Origin of the sequence: Virgibacillus sp. Bac332, from assembly GCF_003667785.1 — a bacterium.
In the GTDB taxonomy this organism is placed as follows: Bacteria; Bacillota; Bacilli; order Bacillales; family Amphibacillaceae; genus Virgibacillus; species Virgibacillus salarius.
This window is the reverse complement of sequence record NZ_CP033046.1, coordinates 2,447,251-2,466,064: the sequence shown is the minus strand read 5'-3', so window position 1 is coordinate 2,466,064 and position 18,814 is coordinate 2,447,251. Positions and strand designations below refer to the sequence as shown.

12 protein-coding genes are annotated in these 18,814 nt (G+C 37.1%); 4 read left to right on the top strand and 8 right to left on the bottom strand.

Features of this window, described 5'->3' with window-relative positions; genetic code table 11:
* Nucleotides 1–44: 44 nt before the first annotated feature.
* From D9782_RS11635 to D9782_RS11625, 3 genes are read right to left on the bottom strand one after another with little or no spacing between them, the layout of a single operon-like run.
* On the bottom strand, nt 45–860 hold the full coding sequence (locus D9782_RS11635) for a S1 family peptidase (RefSeq protein ID WP_121604834.1): 816 nt from the start codon (nt 858–860) through the stop codon (nt 45–47).
* Nucleotides 861–883: 23 nt separating this feature from the next.
* Nucleotides 884–2,914, bottom strand: a complete 2,031-nt coding sequence (locus D9782_RS11630) for an ABC transporter ATP-binding protein (RefSeq protein WP_121604833.1) — start codon at nt 2,912–2,914, stop codon at nt 884–886.
* Nucleotides 2,914–4,662, bottom strand: a complete 1,749-nt coding sequence (locus tag D9782_RS11625) for an ABC transporter ATP-binding protein (RefSeq protein WP_121604832.1) — start codon at nt 4,660–4,662, stop codon at nt 2,914–2,916. The genes D9782_RS11630 and D9782_RS11625 overlap by 1 nt, the downstream gene beginning before the upstream one ends.
* Nucleotides 4,663–5,343: 681 nt before the next feature.
* Between D9782_RS11625 and D9782_RS11620 the strand changes: the two genes are divergently transcribed.
* Genes D9782_RS11620 through D9782_RS11610 form a run of 3 tightly spaced genes read left to right on the top strand, consistent with a single transcriptional unit; the run spans nt 5,344 to nt 9,105 of the window.
* On the top strand, nt 5,344–6,846 hold the full coding sequence (locus D9782_RS11620; protein WP_121604831.1) for a spore germination protein: 1,503 nt from the start codon (nt 5,344–5,346) through the stop codon (nt 6,844–6,846).
* An 8-nt stretch (nt 6,847–6,854) separates the two neighbouring features.
* Nucleotides 6,855–7,976, top strand: a complete 1,122-nt coding sequence (locus D9782_RS11615; protein ID WP_121604830.1) for a GerAB/ArcD/ProY family transporter — start codon at nt 6,855–6,857, stop codon at nt 7,974–7,976.
* Entirely contained in the window at nt 7,966–9,105 is a 1,140-nt protein-coding gene (locus D9782_RS11610; protein WP_080668752.1) for a Ger(x)C family spore germination protein, read from the top strand. Before D9782_RS11615 ends, D9782_RS11610 begins: the two co-directional genes overlap by 11 nt.
* An 81-nt stretch (nt 9,106–9,186) precedes the next feature.
* On the opposite strand, the gene D9782_RS11605 is transcribed toward D9782_RS11610, so the two are convergent.
* Nucleotides 9,187–10,263 (bottom strand): undecaprenyldiphospho-muramoylpentapeptide beta-N-acetylglucosaminyltransferase, encoded by a 1,077-nt coding sequence (locus tag D9782_RS11605; RefSeq protein ID WP_121604829.1) that lies wholly within the window; start codon nt 10,261–10,263, stop codon nt 9,187–9,189.
* A gap of 104 nt (nt 10,264–10,367) precedes the next feature.
* On the opposite strand from D9782_RS11605, the gene D9782_RS11600 reads away from it, so the two are divergent.
* Complete coding sequence (locus D9782_RS11600) at nt 10,368–11,729, top strand: MATE family efflux transporter (RefSeq protein WP_026682768.1); 1,362 nt, start codon at nt 10,368–10,370, stop codon at nt 11,727–11,729.
* Nucleotides 11,730–12,022: 293 nt separating this feature from the next.
* On the opposite strand, the gene D9782_RS11595 is transcribed toward D9782_RS11600, so the two are convergent.
* The 4 genes from D9782_RS11595 to D9782_RS11580 all read right to left on the bottom strand — a co-directional run bounded on the left by D9782_RS11595 (nt 12,023) and on the right by D9782_RS11580 (nt 18,463).
* Nucleotides 12,023–13,210: a NupC/NupG family nucleoside CNT transporter gene (locus D9782_RS11595; protein WP_121604828.1), complete on the bottom strand. Its 1,188-nt coding sequence runs from the start codon at nt 13,208–13,210 to the stop codon at nt 12,023–12,025.
* Between the two features lie 421 nt (nt 13,211–13,631).
* Nucleotides 13,632–13,829: a hypothetical protein gene (locus tag D9782_RS11590; protein ID WP_121603754.1), complete on the bottom strand. Its 198-nt coding sequence runs from the start codon at nt 13,827–13,829 to the stop codon at nt 13,632–13,634.
* 538 nt (nt 13,830–14,367) lie between these two features.
* The gene (odhB, locus tag D9782_RS11585) at nt 14,368–15,618 is read right to left on the bottom strand and encodes a 2-oxoglutarate dehydrogenase complex dihydrolipoyllysine-residue succinyltransferase (protein ID WP_121604827.1); all 1,251 of its coding nucleotides are present in this window, start codon (nt 15,616–15,618) and stop codon (nt 14,368–14,370) included.
* On the bottom strand, nt 15,611–18,463 hold the full coding sequence (locus D9782_RS11580; protein WP_121604826.1) for a 2-oxoglutarate dehydrogenase E1 component: 2,853 nt from the start codon (nt 18,461–18,463) through the stop codon (nt 15,611–15,613). Before D9782_RS11580 ends, odhB begins: the two co-directional genes overlap by 8 nt.
* Between the last annotated feature and the right edge of the window lie 351 nt (nt 18,464–18,814).

The window sequence follows — 18,814 nt, the reverse complement described above, 5'->3', positions numbered from 1 at the left end:
TTACAAATGTATTACCCTTTATAAAAATTAATAAACCAACCGTATTATTGATATTGATAATAATAGTCAATAGGATAAAATAAACCAACCTTACCGTATGAATCATGGTCCAAAGTAGCAAAAATAATCCCAACTACCTTTCCTTCCCTATTTATTACAGGACTACCACTATTACCTCTGTATACGGGAGCTTCAATCATAATGACTTTTTCTTCCCATGAGGTTAATTTAGTATAGCCGATAATTTTCCCTTCATTTGCTATCCCGTTAAATCGTAATGGGTTTCCTATAAACTGAACTTGTTCGTCTTTCTGCACGGAAGCTCGTTTGGCTAAATTTAAATAAGGTACGTTTTCGGCATCCGCATTTAAAATTGCTAAATCAATAGATGGATGCGTTGTTTCTACGGTTGCATTAAATAAACCAAGCTCAGGAAATACCACAGTTACATTTTCTTCTCCTTCAACCACATGATAGTTTGTCAAAATGGTTCCATCAGCTGAAACTGCAAAACCTGTACCTTTTGAATCTTCTGTTTCTATTGTAACAACTGCTTCTTTATACAATTGAATTTCTTCTTGAAGTGATAACCGTGCGGATGTCTTTAAAAACTCTATTGCGGGTATGGAAAATGTGCGTGGTATTAAAGCAATAACATTAAAAAGAAGCACAACTGCAATTAGCCAAAACGCCCACTTTGGAAATGGACGTTTTGGTTCCAATTGCTCCTTTGCTTCTTTTTCCCTGGCCAAAACCTTTTGTCGTTGTTCTTCAACTAAATCAAAAAGCGCTTCATCATCAATTTCTTCATATAGATCTTCATCGATAATATCCTGCTGCTGTTTATCCTTCTGATCCATAATCCACCTCATCGTTACGATATTTATGAAACAACAGACTTTGCTTTGTTCCCTTGCTGCATTTGATACATTTGATAGTAATAACCCTGCTCTATCATTAATTGTTCATGATTACCATGCTCTTTTATCGTACCACGATCAAGTACAAATATGGTATCAGCTTGTTGAATCGTTGACAAACGATGCGCAATAACTAAGGTTGTTCTTCCTGATTTCAAAACTTCTAGCGCCTCTTGAATCATTGTTTCTGTTTCAGTATCAATATTAGCTGTCGCCTCATCAAGAATCAGTATAGCTGGATCGAAAGCCAATGCACGTGCAAATGATATTAATTGTCTTTCCCCCAATGAAAAAGTTGTTCCTCCTTCTGTTACCTTTTCCTCATATTTCCTCGGTAATTTTTCTATAAAACGATCCGCCCCAACTGCTTTTAATGCCTGAATTGCTGCATCAGTAGTTATATTAGGGTCATTCATCGTTACATTAGACAAAATAGTACCAGAAAATAAAAATGGATCCTGTAGGACGATACCCATATGACTACGAACTTGCTGGCGAGACCATTCTTTTGTAGAGATTCCATCAATTGTAATCTTTCCTTTTTGCGGATCATAGAAACGGAATAGTAAATTCATAATTGAACTTTTACCAGAACCGGTATGACCTACAAACGCAGCAGTCTGACCTGCTTTAATTTTAAAGGATAAATCCTTTAATATATAGTCATCATCATTATAAGCAAATGAAACATGATCAAATTCTACATTACCACGATATCGTTTTACTTGGTCATCCATTACTTCCTCTCCATCATAGTCCATTAATTCAAACACTCGATTTCCTGCCACTCTGGCTTGCTCAATTAAAGGAAGCTGATTAACGATATCCGTAACGGGTTCAAAAAGCCGGTTTAGATAATCGACAAATGCATAGAGTAGGCCAATAGATATAACACTAGTAGGCTCTAAAGAAAATGACCCAAAATACCAAATAAATGCTACAAAAGCAAGATTTCGAAAAACAGTAACTAGATTATAAGAGGTTAGTGCACTCAGTTTTACCAGCTTTCGTTGGTAAGTAAAATGGCGCTCATTTAATACCTCGAAGTCCTCCTTTGTTTTCTTTTCTCTGCGAAATGCTTGGATAATGGGCATGCCTTGAATTGCTTCATTAATATTCCCATTGATTTCACTAATAGTTGAACGAATAACAGTATTATATTTCGTACCAAAGTACTTATATACCTTCATCCAACCAATAATTAATGGAATAATTAACAGACATAGAGCAGCAAGCTTTACGTCCAAAATAAATAGTGCTACAAAAATACCAGCCATATAGATGACACTTGTTACAACAATTGATAAAACCCGCTCGTAAAGATCTCGTATCGCTTCCGTATCATTGGTTATTCTTGCCACTATTTTACCAGCTGGTTGATTCACATAGTAATTAATTGGTATACGCTGCGTATGAGCAAATAAGTCGTTTCGCATTTGTTTTACTATTTTATTAGAAGCTTGCTGTAATAGAAAGGTCTGATAAAACTGAAAAAATCCAGCAATGATAAGCAGTATCATATATAGACATAGTAATAATAATATCGGTTTTCGCTCTGGTTTAAAGAATGGATAGATCTCTGATAATGAAAGTTTTTCTCCAGTTACTTCAATCTTTTCTGTTGATGTAGTAATCGTTATCGTTCCTTCATCAACAGATCGTTTTCCTTGTAACGGAACTTCTTCATGAACAAAGTAATACGTAGAACCAATTCCTATGATGGTAGCAGTATCACCCACTACTTCATCTTCGTTCTCCAAGCGGTCTGCTCGTTTATAGAACTTATCCTCATATTCAACCGTATCCGTATCGTCCTTTAAAATGACCTGCTGCCAGTTCCCTTCTACGCCAAGTATATGATCATCAATTACTTTTTTCGCGATTAAAGGACCAGCTAATTCTAAAGATACGGCAATAACTAAACAAATTAAGCCAATAATGATACCCTTCTTAAAGCGAAGTGCATAAGAAAAAAGTCTTCTTTCAGTAGTCATTAGCCAGTTACCTCCTTATCTTCTAGCTGTTGTTGATTATATTGTTCTTGGTACCATCCTTGCTGTTTTACTAATTGCTCATGGTTTCCTTGCTCTATAATCACTCCATCTTCTAACACGATAATATGGTCGGCATGCGTAACAGCAGATAGACGATGTGCTGCAATAAATGTCGTCTTATTTTTTCGTTCTTTACGTAAATGATCAATGATTCTAGCTTCTGTTTTTCCATCTACAGCAGACAATGAATCATCTAAAATTAATATCTCTGGATCTTTAATAAATGCACGCGCTAGTGCCACTCGTTGTTTTTGTCCTCCAGATAATGTAACACCACTTTCTCCAACCTGTGTATCTAACCCATTTGGTAGTTGTTTCATATCGTCAAGAAAATGGGCAAGTTGCATGACTCGAAAGATCTCCTCGTCAGTTGCATCTTCCTTCCCAAACTGTATGTTCTCTCGAATTGTTTTTGAAAACATCATTTGGTCCTGTGGGACATAACCAATCCAAGAACGTATTTGCTCAAGCGAAAGATGTTGTAAATCTTCCCCAGAAACAGTTATTTTTCCTTTCATATCAGGATATTGCCGTAAGAGCAGTTTAAAAATAGTCGTTTTACCTGCCCCTGTCTTACCAACAATACCGATTGTTTCTCCTCTTTGCACGTGTAATGAAACGTCTTTTAGTTGCTCCATTTCCGTATCTGGATAGGAAAACGAAACAGATGAAAAATCAATGGAAGTTACTTCTGATACATGAACAGGCTTCGTCGGATCTTTCACATCTGCTTGGTAATTAAGTGTGTGATTTACACGATCCAAAGATGCATTCCCTCGCTGTAAAACATTAATTAGCTCTCCGACAGCAAACATTGGCCAAATTAACATTCCTAAATAAACATTAAATGTAACTAAGTCACCGAGCGTAAGAATATTTTCAAATACGAGAAACGCTCCGTATCCAAGTCCAATCGTATAAGATAGGCCGACTAAAATTTTCATCGTTGGTTCAAATAACGCATCTATCTTGGCAACTTCTATATTTTTTTCATAAACATCTGTTGTCATGGCTTGAAACCGCTGTGCATCTTGCTTTTCTTGTACAAATGCTCGAAGTACCCTGACACCGCGAATCGACTCTAACACGTCATTGTTCATTTCACCAAAGGCTTCTTGCGCTTTTGTAAATCGAGCATGAATAGCGGCACCATATTTGTTCATGACAATCGCCATAATTGGCAATGGAATTAAGGAAGCAATGGTTAATTTCCAGCTAATCGTGAATCCCATCATAGCTATTATCATTAACATGAATATACTTGAATCAACAAGCGTCAACACACCGAACCCAGCAGTTAAGCTTATCGCTTTAAGATCATTTGTGCTTCTAGCCATTAAGTCTCCTGTACGATATCTCCCAAAAAACGATGGTGTCATGGCTAAGAAATGCTGCATTAAATTGCTCCTCATCCATTTTTCTAAAATAACGGCACCACTAAATAAAGTATAATCCCATAGGTAAGAAATGGCGTAATGAATGACGATTAGCAATAAGTATCCCACGATGATTGCAGTTAGCAATTGTAAGGTAAGTGTTTCAAATTGAATATGATCAATCGTATACCCCGCTATCTTAGGTGGGATTAAACCAATAGCACTAGCAATAATTAAAGCAATAATTGCAAATACATATCGCTTCCAATAATGTTTAAAAAACCAATTTAATTTTCTAAAAACACTAAACATAATAAACACCTTCTTTTCTCTATATATAAGGTCTATAAAAATAATACATTCATTTCCTCTATATTCTCTGTATAACAAGCAAACGGTAAAGCATTCTTTTCCATTGTGCAGATGCCTTTCCATTAATAAGAGTTCGCGATTTATTATAGGGATGTTAAAAAGCTCTAAAATCACTCCTAAAATGAATCAAAACCCAAAGAAAAACACATACGTCCATGACGTATGCGTTCATAAAAAAGGCAAATAGTAATTAAAAAACTTCCCTTTTCAACACAAAAGAGTCACAGACACCTGTGACACCTTTCAAAAGATTAAATAATGCTAACGTTAACCAAAGTTAACAATTTTACATGTTCACGCTTGAGGTCACAGAGAATATAGAATTTTTTGTTGTTAGTTGCTGATTGATTCGCATGGTATGTGACCTCCTTCTTTTTAGATTCTCAATTATTATAGTATTAGCAAAATTTTAAGTCAATATGTTTTTCACAAATTTTTTAAATAATTGTTGGATGCGGAATATAAAGTCGATCTCCCACTCACACATATTAGGTTTCACCTTATTACTTGAAGTGGGGGCTTACTGCCAGTTATATGTGGGATAAATTTAAATCTCAAATCATATTTCCTTCCTTTTCAGACATACTAAGCTTATAGGAACGGAACAATTTGGAGGCAATTATGAGAAGAGCTAAGAAGAAAAAGACAAGTAGTATTTTCCCGAGCAAATTAGAGGATCTACAGGCGATACTTCAGCAAAAATTTGATCATAATTCCGATTTAAACTATACGATCTATAATCATCAAAACCAGCGGATAGCTGTATTTTATATCACCTATCTCATCGACACAAATAAAGTAGAAAACTCTTTACTAAAACCACTTTTAGAGCGTAAAGAAAGCTGGTCCATAACAGCTTTATTAAATAATATTCCATTAAGTTCTGGAAAAACGGTAGACAACTTGGACAATATATTGAAAGGAATCTTATTAGGTGAAGTATTTATTTACATTGAACAAGACTCCACCATTATTTCTTATACCTTGAAAAAAGAAGAAAAGCGCTCACTTTCTAAGGCTGAAACTGAATCCGTGGTACTTGGTCCACAGGTTGCATTTACTGAATCTCTTGCCACAAATATGAATTTAACTCGTAAAGGGATTTTATCGAATGATCTAGTTTTAGAAAAGATTGTTATTGGTGAACGTTCACCAAAGGAAATACGTTTAGCGTACTTAAAATCAATTGCGAACGAAACAGATATTCAAACCATGCGTCAGCGATTAAATGACCTGGAAATTGATGAAATTGAAGATAGTTCAGTCTTAATTCAATTAATCGAGGATTCGTCCGCTAGTATCTTCCCACAATTCTATGAAACCGAATTACCTGACCGCTTTTCTTATTCTATATCCAAAGGTCGCGTTGGCGTTCTCGTTGAAAATAGTCCAACTGGTATAATTGCACCAGTTACTTTATTCAGCTTTTTTGAATCAACGGAGGATCTTTACATGCGTTGGAATATTGGTAGTTTCTTTCGAATTCTCCGTTTTATTGCCATGTTTATTTCTGTATTATTAACTCCTTTTTATGTAGCAGCAGTAACGTATCATTATGAAATTATTCCGATCCCATTATTAATTTCACTTGGGCAATCCCGGGCAAACGTACCCTTTCCTCCTATTTTTGAAGCTTTCTTACTTGAGTTACTCATCGAATTACTGAGAGAGGCAGGAGCGAGATTACCGACAAAAGTTGGACAAACGATGGGTATCGTTGGCGGTGTTGTAGTTGGAACAGCTGCTGTACAGGCTGGTCTTACCAGTAACATTCTAATTATCTTTATTACACTAAGTGCGCTTGCTTCGTTTACAGCTCCAAGTTATCTGATGGGAACGACAATTCGTGTTTTGCGCTTTCCCATGATCGTTCTTGCAGGTGTCTTAGGTATTATTGGAATCATGTTTGGCATCTGCTTTCTGATTATTCATTTACTAAAACTAACATCATTAGGAAGACCATATTTATCGCCTGTGTATCCGCTTAATTGGCAGGACTTAAATAAAACCTTATTTCGCCTGCCTTATAATATGCAAACAAAGCGATTTTCTTCATTCCGTTTAAAAGATCTATACCGTTTTAGTAAAGAAAAAGCGAAGCGCAAAAAAGATATAGATGAGTAGGTGAAAGCGTGAGAGTAAATTTAACTGTAAAACCCAATCTACAGCTACGATCCTTCTACCTATTCTTTATGATTGTCTCTATCCAAATTGGTGTAGGGATTATGGGAGTACCTAGAATTATATTTGCAGAGACAGGTAGGGATTCATGGTTGGCTGTCATTATTGCATTCATCTATATCCTATTTCTTCTCATAGCTATGTTCTTGATTTTAAAGCAGTATCAGAATGCAGATATTTTTGGAATCCAAGTAGATCTATTTGGCACATGGATAGGCAAGCTTCTCGGAGCCATTTATGTTGTATATTTCGGATTATGTCTATTCACTGTTTTGATTACGTATATTGAAGTAGTAACGATTTTTATTTTTCCAGGGTTAAATAATTTTTTGATGGCATTATTATTAATTGCCTTAATTATTTATAGTGTTATGGGAGGTATTCGAGTAGTTGTTGGTGTTTGTTTTCTTTTTTTCATTCTCTCTCATTGGCTTGTCCTATTATTAGCACAACCAATCTGGGAAATGGACTGGTCTCATTTCCAGCCAATGTTTCAATCCTCCTTAACAGAATTACTAAAGGGTGCACGGAGTACCGCTTATACGTTCAGTGGGCTAGAGCTCCTGTTTTTAATCTATCCATTTGTTATAAATAAGAAAAGTGTAAAACTACCTGTATATTTAGGGGCACTCTGGTCTGCCCTACTAGTACTCGCTGCAACAGTTATTGTTACTGGTTTTTTTACACCTGAGGAGATCAGTGCAAGAGAATGGTCTGTCCTCGGTTTGTTCAAAATTCAATCATTCTCTTTTGTAGAACGGTTTGACTATATCGTCGTAACTGCATGGATGATGGTCACCTTACCAAATATGATTCTTTGCTGCTGGGCTATTACCTATGGGCTTAAGCGCTTATATTATTTCCCACAAAAATACTCTCTCTATGTCTTAGCAGCTATACTTGCAGTTGCCAGTATATTTACAAAAGAGCACTATCTTATACAGTTCATCATTAATTTTACTGCACAACTTGGTTTTTGGCTCGTTTATGTGTATCCATTTCTATTGCTTATTCTTGTCATCGTAAAAAAACGAATAAACAAACGGAATGGAGGACTGACTCATGCTAAATAAAGGAATGCTCTTTTCTTTAGCTGCCTCCCTGTTTTTAGTAACAGGATGTATGCAAATGAAACCAATTGAACGATTAGCTATTATTAACGCAAGAGGTGTTGATCTTTCAGGTGAAGATTTAATTGATACTACCTTGGTTATTTTCCAATTTGATACACAGACAAAAGATATTTCTAAAATTGCTTCTGGTACTGGAAAAACAATTAAAGAAGCAAGATACGATGCAAATACGAAAACGAGTTTCTCACTAACTCCCGGGCAGATTCGCCTCGAACTTTATGGAATGGATGTAGCTAAAAAGGGAATTTTCCCCTATTTAAACACATTAGTTCGTGATGCTCGAACATCTGACAGAGTACTATTAGCAATAACAGATACAACTGCCAAAGAAGTAATAACAAAAGGACAAGAGGAAACAAATATAAATGTGGGACTATTTATGAACGGACTAATTAATCAAAAGATCCAAGATGATAGTATACCTAAGACAGAGCTCTATGATTTTACACATGCTTATTTTGAAAAGGGGCAGGACCCCGTACTGCCTATCATCAGCTCAGTTGAAGGAACACCAAAGTTTTCAGGAATAGCTATGTTTCAAAATGATAGCTATGTCGATAGGCTGACGTTGCATGATGCCTTGCTAATTAATTTATTTCAAAAGACCATTCACTCTGCTCCATTTGATATTAGCGTACAATCAGAACCCCTTAAACCTTATTTTCAAAAAAGTCTTTCCGGTCAAAAGGAGGAAGAAATTCATCTAAATGGTAGAATTATTAAAGGAAAAAACAATACACAATTGCTGGATAAAAACCAGTTGCGGTTTCAAACAGACATTACCATTCAGATGAATTTGCTGGAGATGTCTTTAGAACTGGAATTAGAAAATAAAGGTGTCATTGCTAAATTGGAAAAACAAATCGAAAAACAGATCAAGAAGAAATATGAAGCGCTTTTAGAGAAAACACAGGAAATGAAGGCTGACCCATTTGGATATGGCGAAATTTACCGAGAGCATAAAGCTAACGGAGAGTTAGAGAAAAATGAATGGCGTGAGAAATACCCAGATATTGACGTGAATTACAATGTCGATGTAAAAATCGTTGAATACGGAACAATTAGATAGGGTCGAGCTATTTGAACATTTAAATACAGCCACAGATCAAAAATACAGAGCCACTATCCCTTTGTGACAGTGGCTCTACGATTATTTTCCATTCTGTACTTCTGTAAGTATCTCAATAACGCGATCTCGTGCCTCTTCGCTCTTATATTGCTTCATTGTATCGATCATAATTGGTGCAAATTCCTTTAATTGTTCCAGCTCATGTACAAGCGTGTCTTCTGACAACGATTCCTCTTCTAACACTCTTGCATACCGTTTCTCGGCAAAGGATTTTGCATTTATGATCTGATCTCCTCTGCTAGCTTGACGAGATAATGGTATTAGCAGCATCGGCAATTGCAGTGCAAGAAATTCAAAGATAGCATTAGACCCTGCACGCGATAGAACATAGTCACTTATTGCAAAGATATCTTTTAAATCATCTGTAATATATTCAAATTGGACGTAGCCATTTTCTTTTATCTGATGGTCAATTTTACCTTCACCACAAATATGAATGATCTGAAATAATGGTACTAGCTTTGGCAAGCTACCCCGAACGGTTTCATTTATTTTTTGTGATCCTCCGCTTCCGCCCATGATTAATAAGATCGGCTTTTCCTTTGTAAGCCCTGTTAAAGCAAGACCTTTTTCTCTATTCCCTTGAAATAGTTCATCTCGTACTACTGCTCCAACATATTCTGATTTTTTTTCTGGCACATAATTTTTCGTTTCTGAAAATGTTGTTAGTACTTTTTTAGCAAATGGTATAGCTATTTTATTTGCTAGACCAGGTGTATAATCAGACTCATGAACTACTGCCGGTACACCAGTTAGTTTTGCAGCCAGCATGACAGGTACAGATACGAATCCACCCTTGGAAAAAATAACGGATGGCTTGCGTTTCTTAATTATTTTCACTGCTTGCATTGTTCCTTTCAAAACTTTAAATGGATCTTTCAAATTCTCTATCGACATATAACGACGAAGCTTTCCTGTTGAAATAGGATGATAAGTTACACCATCCACTTCTCCTATAAGCTTTCGTTCGATACCATCTTTTGAACCAATATAATCAATGTCCCAGCCTTTATCTCGATAGTACGGAATCAGAGCTAAATTAACAATGACATGCCCTGCAGATCCGCCTCCAGTAAATAGTATTCGTTTATTTTTCATTAGGTGAAAACGTCCTTTCTTCCAAACTGCTCTATAAAACGGTATAATAATTTTTACGCTCCTCTTCTATCCTATTAGAAAATACATGAAAAAGGAAGAGAATTATGTATCAGACAACAACGCTAAAGGAAAAACTAAAATTATTCGCTGTAATATTAATTCCTATACTAATTACCCAAGTGAGTATGTACTTAATGAATATATTTGATACTGTCATGTCAGGTCGTGCTGGTGCAGTAGATCTAGCAGGTGTCGCGATCGGGACGAGCTTATGGGTTCCTATTTTCACTGGTATAAATGGGATTTTACTTGCCATTACTCCCATAATTGCACATCTCACAGGAGCTAGCTCTGAAAATAAAGTTACCAATAGTGTACAGCAGGCAATATATTTATCAATTGTTCTTGCCATAATTGTATGTACTATTGGTGGTATATTACTAAACCCTGTTTTAAACCTAATGGAACTCGAAGCTGGGGTTCGACAAACTGCGAAATATTATCTTATCGCCTTAGGGACAGGAGTAATTCCTCTCTTTATCTTTAATACAGTAAGATGCTTTATCGACGCACTAGGGCAAACACGGATATCCATGCTCATTATTCTTATATCCTTGCCGCTTAACTTATTTTTTAACTATATCTTTATTTTTGGTAAATTTGGGATTCCAGCATATGGCGGAATTGGCGCAGGAATTGCAACCTCGATAACCTATTGGCTTGTATCCATTTTGGCACTAGCCGTTATTTATAAAATTACCCCTTTTCGTAAATTTTCTATTTTGACGAATTGGGTAAAACCATCTGCAAAGGATTGGTGGGAGCAATTAAAAATAGGTATCCCAATTGGTTTTGCCATGTTTTTTGAAACAAGCATTTTCTCTGCTGTTACGCTATTTATGAGTGTATATAGTACCTATACTATCGCCGCCCACCAAGCAGCAATTAATTTCGCATCCTTGCTCTATATGATTCCATTAAGCGTTGGAATGGCGCTGACTATTGCTATAGGTTACGAAATAGGTGCCAAACGATATTTAGATGCACGTACGTATGGATATATCGGTATTAGTGGTGGCATATTCATCGCCCTTTTTGCAGGATTTGTATTATATATTACAAGAGATTGGGTAGCCGCCATGTACAATTCAAATCCTGAAGTTATCCAGCTTACAAAGCAATTTATCTTTTATGCTATCTTCTTCCAGCTAGCTGATGCATTTGGTGCACCCATCCAAGGAGCATTGCGCGGTTATAAAGATGTTAATGTTACGTTAATCATGGCGTTAATCTCCTATTGGATAATTGGTTTACCGGTTGGTTGGATTTTAGCAAACTATACAGTTCTTGAACCTTTTGGCTATTGGGTTGGTATAATTACTGGATTGACTGTGGGAGCTATCGCTCTATTATGGCGTTTACTTTATCTACAACGGAAATTTGTCCATACCTCCCATTTGCATTAGCATGGATGATGAAAGCGAGTCCCAATGTATGAAGTTATTCGGATCGTAGCTCAGTTCATGTTTTGAAATGTGATCATTATTAACCAGCTAACTAGTTAAAGAAAAAAACACGTTACCAAATGGATCTTCGGACTCGTGCTGTTTCACCGGAATCTCGCTTATTTCAGGTGCTAAAATATTTATTCTAATCAAAAAACGAGCGATAATTAATTTCATTCAACTAATCATCGTTCGTTTTTGATTGTTTCTTATTTACATTTGTCTTAGACTCCAATCATCCTACCTATCATATCTTATAAGAATAAGCCGGCAACGGTAGCTGATAAGATCGATGCTAAAGTTGCACCAAGGAGCAATTTTAGCCCGAAGCCAGATACGCTCACAGCTTTCTTTGCATCAATTCCCTTAACAGTTCCAGCAATAATACCGATGGAGGAGAAGTTTGCAAAGCTTGTTAAGAAAACAGAAACGATACCAACGGTTTTCTCTGACAGAGAATCAATCGATGGTTGGAATTGTAACATTGCGACAAATTCATTTGTTACAATTTTTGTTCCCATAATTGATCCAGCTTGGACGACCTCACCTGGAGATATCCCCATCAGAATACCAATAGGAGCTATAATATACCCCAAAATTTGTTGAAGTGTCGCTCCAGAAAAGATTAATTGAATCAGCCAATTTACAAGCTCTAATGAAGCAATAAACGCAATCAACATTGCCGCTACAATTAAAGCTATCTTTCCGCCTTCTAGCGCACCATTCCCCATCGCCTCGAAAATACTTTTATCATTCGTCACATCTTTAATATCCACAACGTCTTCTTCTTTCGGTACTTTAACCGGTGCAATTATTGAAGAAATCATTAATGCGCTTAACATGTTCAAAGGCAGTGCAACTAATACATAGTCATTAGGCAAAATTTGCAAATATGCTCCAACAATCGACGCGGATACAGACCCCATGGCGGAAGCACTTACAATATAAAGCCGATTAGCATTTAAATGATGAAATTGTGAACGAATAGCAATCAATGCTTCAGATTGTCCAAAGAATATACTGTTTACAGCATTAAATGACTCAACCTTTGGAAGCCCTGTCACTTTTGATATTAACCCACCCAAATATTTAATAAGTGGTGGAAGAATACGTAAATATGTTAAAACGGATAACAACGTAGCAAAGAAGATGATTAATAATAGGACATTGAAGAAGAATACGCCGCCTTCCTCTAATACGAATCCACCTACTACGAAATTGATCCCTTCTGTACCGAATTCAATTAATTTATTAAAACCAGCTGAAATTCCTGTAATAATCGTTTGACCAATTTTGGTCTCGAACATAAAAAAGGTGATCAACAGCTGAAAGACTAACATAATGATAATACCTTTATAATTTATATTTTTCTTATCATTAGACATTAAAAATGCTAGTCCCAGGACAACGACGATCGCCAGTAATCCTAGAAGTATTCCCACACTGATTTCCTCCCTATTGTAACTGTTTTCATTATTTCTGATACATAGGTCATTGTACCAAGTTGTCAGACGTCATGCAAGAGATTGTTTTTTCTGTAAATTTAAATATCCTGTTTTATTTGTTCCCCTTTTTAAATAGAAAAAACAAATTATTTTGCTTCTATCCCAAAAACAAAAGCGGAAGCGAGCGACTAGAGCGAAGTAAAGGAATCACAGTGAGCTTGCGAGCTGATGATGACTGAGATTCGTGCAATTCATGAAGCAGCCTAGTTTCTGGACGCGGCTCAACACGCCCATATCTTTCCACACGGGCTAATTTTATAGTTTCTAGACTATTAAAAAAACGGAGCAAAATTAGCTCAGTCCTTATCACTACATGCTCCGATTTACGCTTCCTCTAGTAGTTATTATGGAATAATAGCTACTGCTTGACCACCACTCCGGCTGCCCACTTCCCTTTCCGTGGGGTTTGTCCTTCAGCTAACTTTTTTAGCAAAACCCGCTCAAAAAAGTGGATCTTCAGGTCAAACATTTCCCACAGGAGTTGAAGTGGCCGGCCTTCGCTATTATCAGGCTCTACAACGCTAGCATGAAGTAACACAGCTGCTTTTATACTCACGGATAGCGATTTTCACTTTACCCATTGTAAAAAAGTCAACCTATTACTTATGACAAGAATTGTTGCACCTTCTCATAGCGGAGACTAATTACGTAGACTCCTGCGGGATTAGCGCGAGCCGAAAATCCACTTTGCAACGTGTTCTTCTTTGCAAAGTTAGTTGAGGCCGTGCCCGCCGAAAGCGAAGTAATTAGTCGGAGCATTGCCAATATACATCAAACATTTCAAAATAACTACTTGGCTTAACACAGTCATTGCACTGATTTTATACTTTCTTAACTTAGAACAAAAGCGCAAACGCCCGATTAGAAAATTAGCGACTGGAGCGAGTCAACGGAGATAAAGGAATCATGGTGTGCTTGCGAGCCAATGATGACTTAGATTAAAGCGATTCGTGAAGTTGCCTAGTTTCTGAGCGCTTAAGCAGGACTGGGCTCAACACGCCTATATTTATTCATATGGACAAATTTTATAATTTCCTCTACAAAAAACCTTGCTTCGATAAACATCAAAGCAAGGTTTTGTTCTAGAATTGTAATTAGCCTTCTAGTAATAAATCATATGGGTCTTCAAGCAGTTGTTTCACTCTAACTAGGAATTGAACTGCTTCCTTACCATCTACAATACGATGATCATATGAAAGTGCAAGATACATCATTGGGCGTACTTCAATTGTGTCATCAGGCATTACCATGGCCCGCTTTTGGATGTTATGCATCCCTAGAATCCCCACCTGTGGTGCATTTAAAATTGGAGTTGATAGCATAGAACCAAAAGTACCACCATTCGTTATGGTAAATGATCCACCTTGTAACTCACTCATTTCTAACTTCTTATCACGAGCCTTATTACCAAGGCTACCAATTTCCTTCTCAACTCCTGCGAAGTCAAGGCGATCAGCATCACGAACTACCGGAACTACGAGTCCATCATCAGTGGAAACTGCAATGCCAATGTCATAGAATTTTTTGATAACTAATTCATTACCTTGAATTTCTGCGTTTAATAAAGGAAAGTCTTTAAGCGCTCCTACTACTGCCTTTGTAAAGAAGGACATAAATCCTAGTTTAACCCCATGCTTTTCGATAAACTTCTCTTTTCTTTCACTTCGAAGTTTCATGACATTGGTTAAATCAACTTCATTAAACGTCGTAAGCATCGCTGCTTCATGTTGAACATCAACTAAGCGCTTAGCAATTGTTTGACGGCGGCGAGACATTTTAACTCGCTCCACAGGCTTAGCAAATTCTGTTTTTTCAGCTGGTTTTTTCTCCTCTTTAGCAGGCTTAGATGTATTGCTCGCACCGCTAGCAGCAGCTTCCACATCCTCTGGACGAATTCGACCAAGTGGATCTCGAGGGCTAACCGCACTTAAATCAATATTATGTTCACGTGCTCGTTTACGGGCAGCTGGAGAAGCGATCACATCACCTTTAGCACTGGAATCTTCTTTTGCCGGTGTTTCAGCTTTCTTCGTTTCTTTAACTTCTTCGGTTTTAGATTCTTGCGGTTCACTCTTTTCTTCAGAAGTAGAACTGCTGTTGCCCGCTTCCCCATTTTCGTCAATTTTCGCAATAACGTCGCCAACTTCTACATCATCGCCTTCTTCACGAATGATTTCGGTAATAACACCAGCGAAATCGGAGTTGACTTCCACATTGACCTTATCTGTTTCTAATTCTACTACTGGATCACCTTTTTCAACACTGTCACCTTTTTTTACTAACCATTCTGCAATTGTTCCTTCTGTTATGGATTCAGCTAGCTCTGGTACTTTAATTTCATTCATTGGAATCTCCTCCTTTTGATGGGTTGATCGCTTTTTGTACGATTTCATTTTGCTCTGTTTTATGCACGTTAGGCACTCCTACAGCTGGAGCTGAACGGTCTGGGCGTCCAATATATCTAAGTTTCTGACCATCCTGTAACAGATCTCTTAAATAATCATCAACAAAATCCCAGCTTCCCATGTTCTTTGGCTCTTCTTGAACCCATACAATTTCTTCCAGGTTCGGCAAGGCCTTTAGCTCTTTTTCCAGTTCCTTTTTAGGGAATGGATAGATTTGTTCTAATCGTAGTACACGTAACCAATCAAATTTTTCTTCTGAATGTTCTATTGCCTCTTCAATATCCACCATGACCTTACCACTACCAATTAGCAAGCGTTTTGCATTCTTCTTGCTCACCTTTAAGTTAGGCTGTTGACGTATCGGCTGGAATTTACCTTGTGTAAATTCTTCCGCTTCTGAAGCAATACGCTGATTTCGAATTAAACTACTCTTTGGTGTCATCACAACCAATGGTCTAGCTTCCTCTCTATTACGCAAAGCAGCCTGCCTACGAATAAGATGGAAGAATTGAGCAGATGAAGTCACGTAAGCTACAATCCAGTTATTCTCTGCTGCCATTTGCAGGAACCGTTCTAGTCTAGCACTCGAATGCTCTGGACCTTGACCTTCATAACCGTGCGGTAACAGCATGACCATATTTGATTTTTCTCCCCATTTCGCACGTGCAGCGGAGATGAATTGGTCAAAAACTACTTGAGCAGCATTGGCAAAGTCACCAAATTGTGCCTCCCAAATAACTAATGTATTAGAAGCCTGAACACTATAGCCATATTCATACCCTAACACACCAGCTTCAGATAATGGACTATTTCGTATATCAAATGATGCTTTAGATTCTTTCAACCCATGCATCGGACTAAATTTATCATTTGTTTCTACATCATGTAGGACAAGATGGCGGTGAGCAAAGGTACCTCTTTCCGTATCTTGACCAGTCAAGCGAATCGGAATCCCGTCTTGGAGAATGGAAGCATAAGCAAGCGCTTCTCCAGTACCCCAATCAGCCTTGCCACCCTCTTCTAACGCATTTTCACGTCGCTTAAGAATTTTCTCTAGCTTTCTATTGCTATTAAATCCTTCAGGGCGTTGCATTAACCCTTTATTCAAAGCTTTCAATGTATCCACATCAATAGCTGTTTCAAATTGATCGAGTCCGTTTGTCAATGCTTCTGGCATTGGCATTGGATTACATTTGCCGGTTTCATTTTCTTTCATACTATTATATATTTCCTGAAGTTCTGCTTCCGTACTTTTCTTCAGCTCATTAAATTCATTCTCATTTATAAGACCTTTATCTTCAAGCACCTTAGCATATACATTTGCTACTGTCGGATGCTTATCAATTTTCTTATAAAGGTCAGGTTGCGTCATTCTCGGCTCATCCATTTCGTTATGTCCATAGCGACGGTACCCTACCAAATCAATTAGAAAATCCTTATGAAACGTTTGACGGTACTCGTAAGCAATTTTCATAGCAGAAACACAAGCAATTGGATCATCAGCATTCACATGAATAATAGGAATTTCAAATCCCTTAGCTAAATCACTTGCATAACGTGTAGAACGTCCGTCAACTTGATCTGTTGTATAACCAACTAGGTTATTTGCTATGATATGAAGTGATCCGCCTGTTGAATATCCTGGTAAGCCACTCATATTAAGCGTTTCTGCAACAACACCTTCTCCGATAAATGCTGCATCACCATGGATCACAACCGGTATCGCTTTATTCATGTCCTGTTTTGGATAACCACTTTCTGAACGATCATCCTGTGCAGCACGTGCAAAACCTTCAACAACCGGATTTACAAATTCTAAGTGCGATGGATTATGAGCCAGTCTAATCCGTGTATGGTTTTCATCACCTACTGGTTCCTTTGTCGCCCCATAGTGATATTTCACATCTCCAGTCCATCCATAATTAATCCCCATTGATCCTTCTGATGGAATTAATTCTTTGTTTGGAGAATGATGGAATTCAGAGAAAATCTTATCATATGGTTTTCCTAAAACATGTGCTAGTACAGCTAAACGTCCACGATGAGCCATCCCCATCATAATATTCTCAATCTTATCTTTTCTAGCATACGTAACAATTTGATCAAGCATTGGTACCATTGCTTCTAGTCCTTCTATTGAGAAACGCTTTTGCCCTACAAAGGTTTTTTGTAGAAAGCTTTCAAATCCTTCTACATGTGTAAGTCGCTCTAATAATTGAATTTTCTCATCTTTAGACAAGTCTAATCGAGCTTTTCCTGATTCAATTAAATCCAGTAACCATTTTCGTTCTTCATCATTATTGACATGATCATATTCAAATGTAATTGTTCCGGAATAATATTTTTTAAGTTCTTTAATTACATCTAATCCATTCTCAACTTTACTCGGTGCTTTTTCCCATAGCCAATTGGCTGGCATATTTAGTAAATCCTCATTAGTTAAACCATACGTAGCTGGCTCTACCAACTCTGATTTACGTTCTTTGAGTCCAACCGGGTAAATATCTGCTTCCAAATGTCCAAAACGACGAATAGCCTCAACAAGTTTCATTGCTGAGGTAAGCTTCTTCACATCATTTATTGATGTAGCCTGTACTGCCTGATTTGAATCATTTGCATGAGATAACCATTGAGGGGCTCCATGCTCATTGAACATCTGCTTTATGGATGGATCTACTGCCTCTGGATCCTCTTTATACAAATCATATTGCTCTTCAATATACCCCATATTTGGACCATGAAATTCTGACCAGAATCTCTCATTAGATTCTTCGCTCTGTGCCACCTTTTATACCCCCATTAGAAGTTAGCGTTATCCGTTATGAAACGGTATACATTATTCATTCTACATTATAGAACTGACGAATGATTACATCAACTAATATACCCTATTTTATTAGTGGAAACAATATATTGTTCCAACCATTAATATAGTTGTAATTTTCAAATGATTAACTCTAATAGAAATGCCATATAGCCTATAATTGAATAAGTATTCACCAAAACTACTAAATATAGGTTTTCTTTTAAGTTAGAAGAGACTTTGTTCACTTTTTCTAAATAATTCGTTATAATAGAGGAAACATTAATTATAATGGTCTCTTACATAAAAGGAGGATGTCCACATGAAATTGGC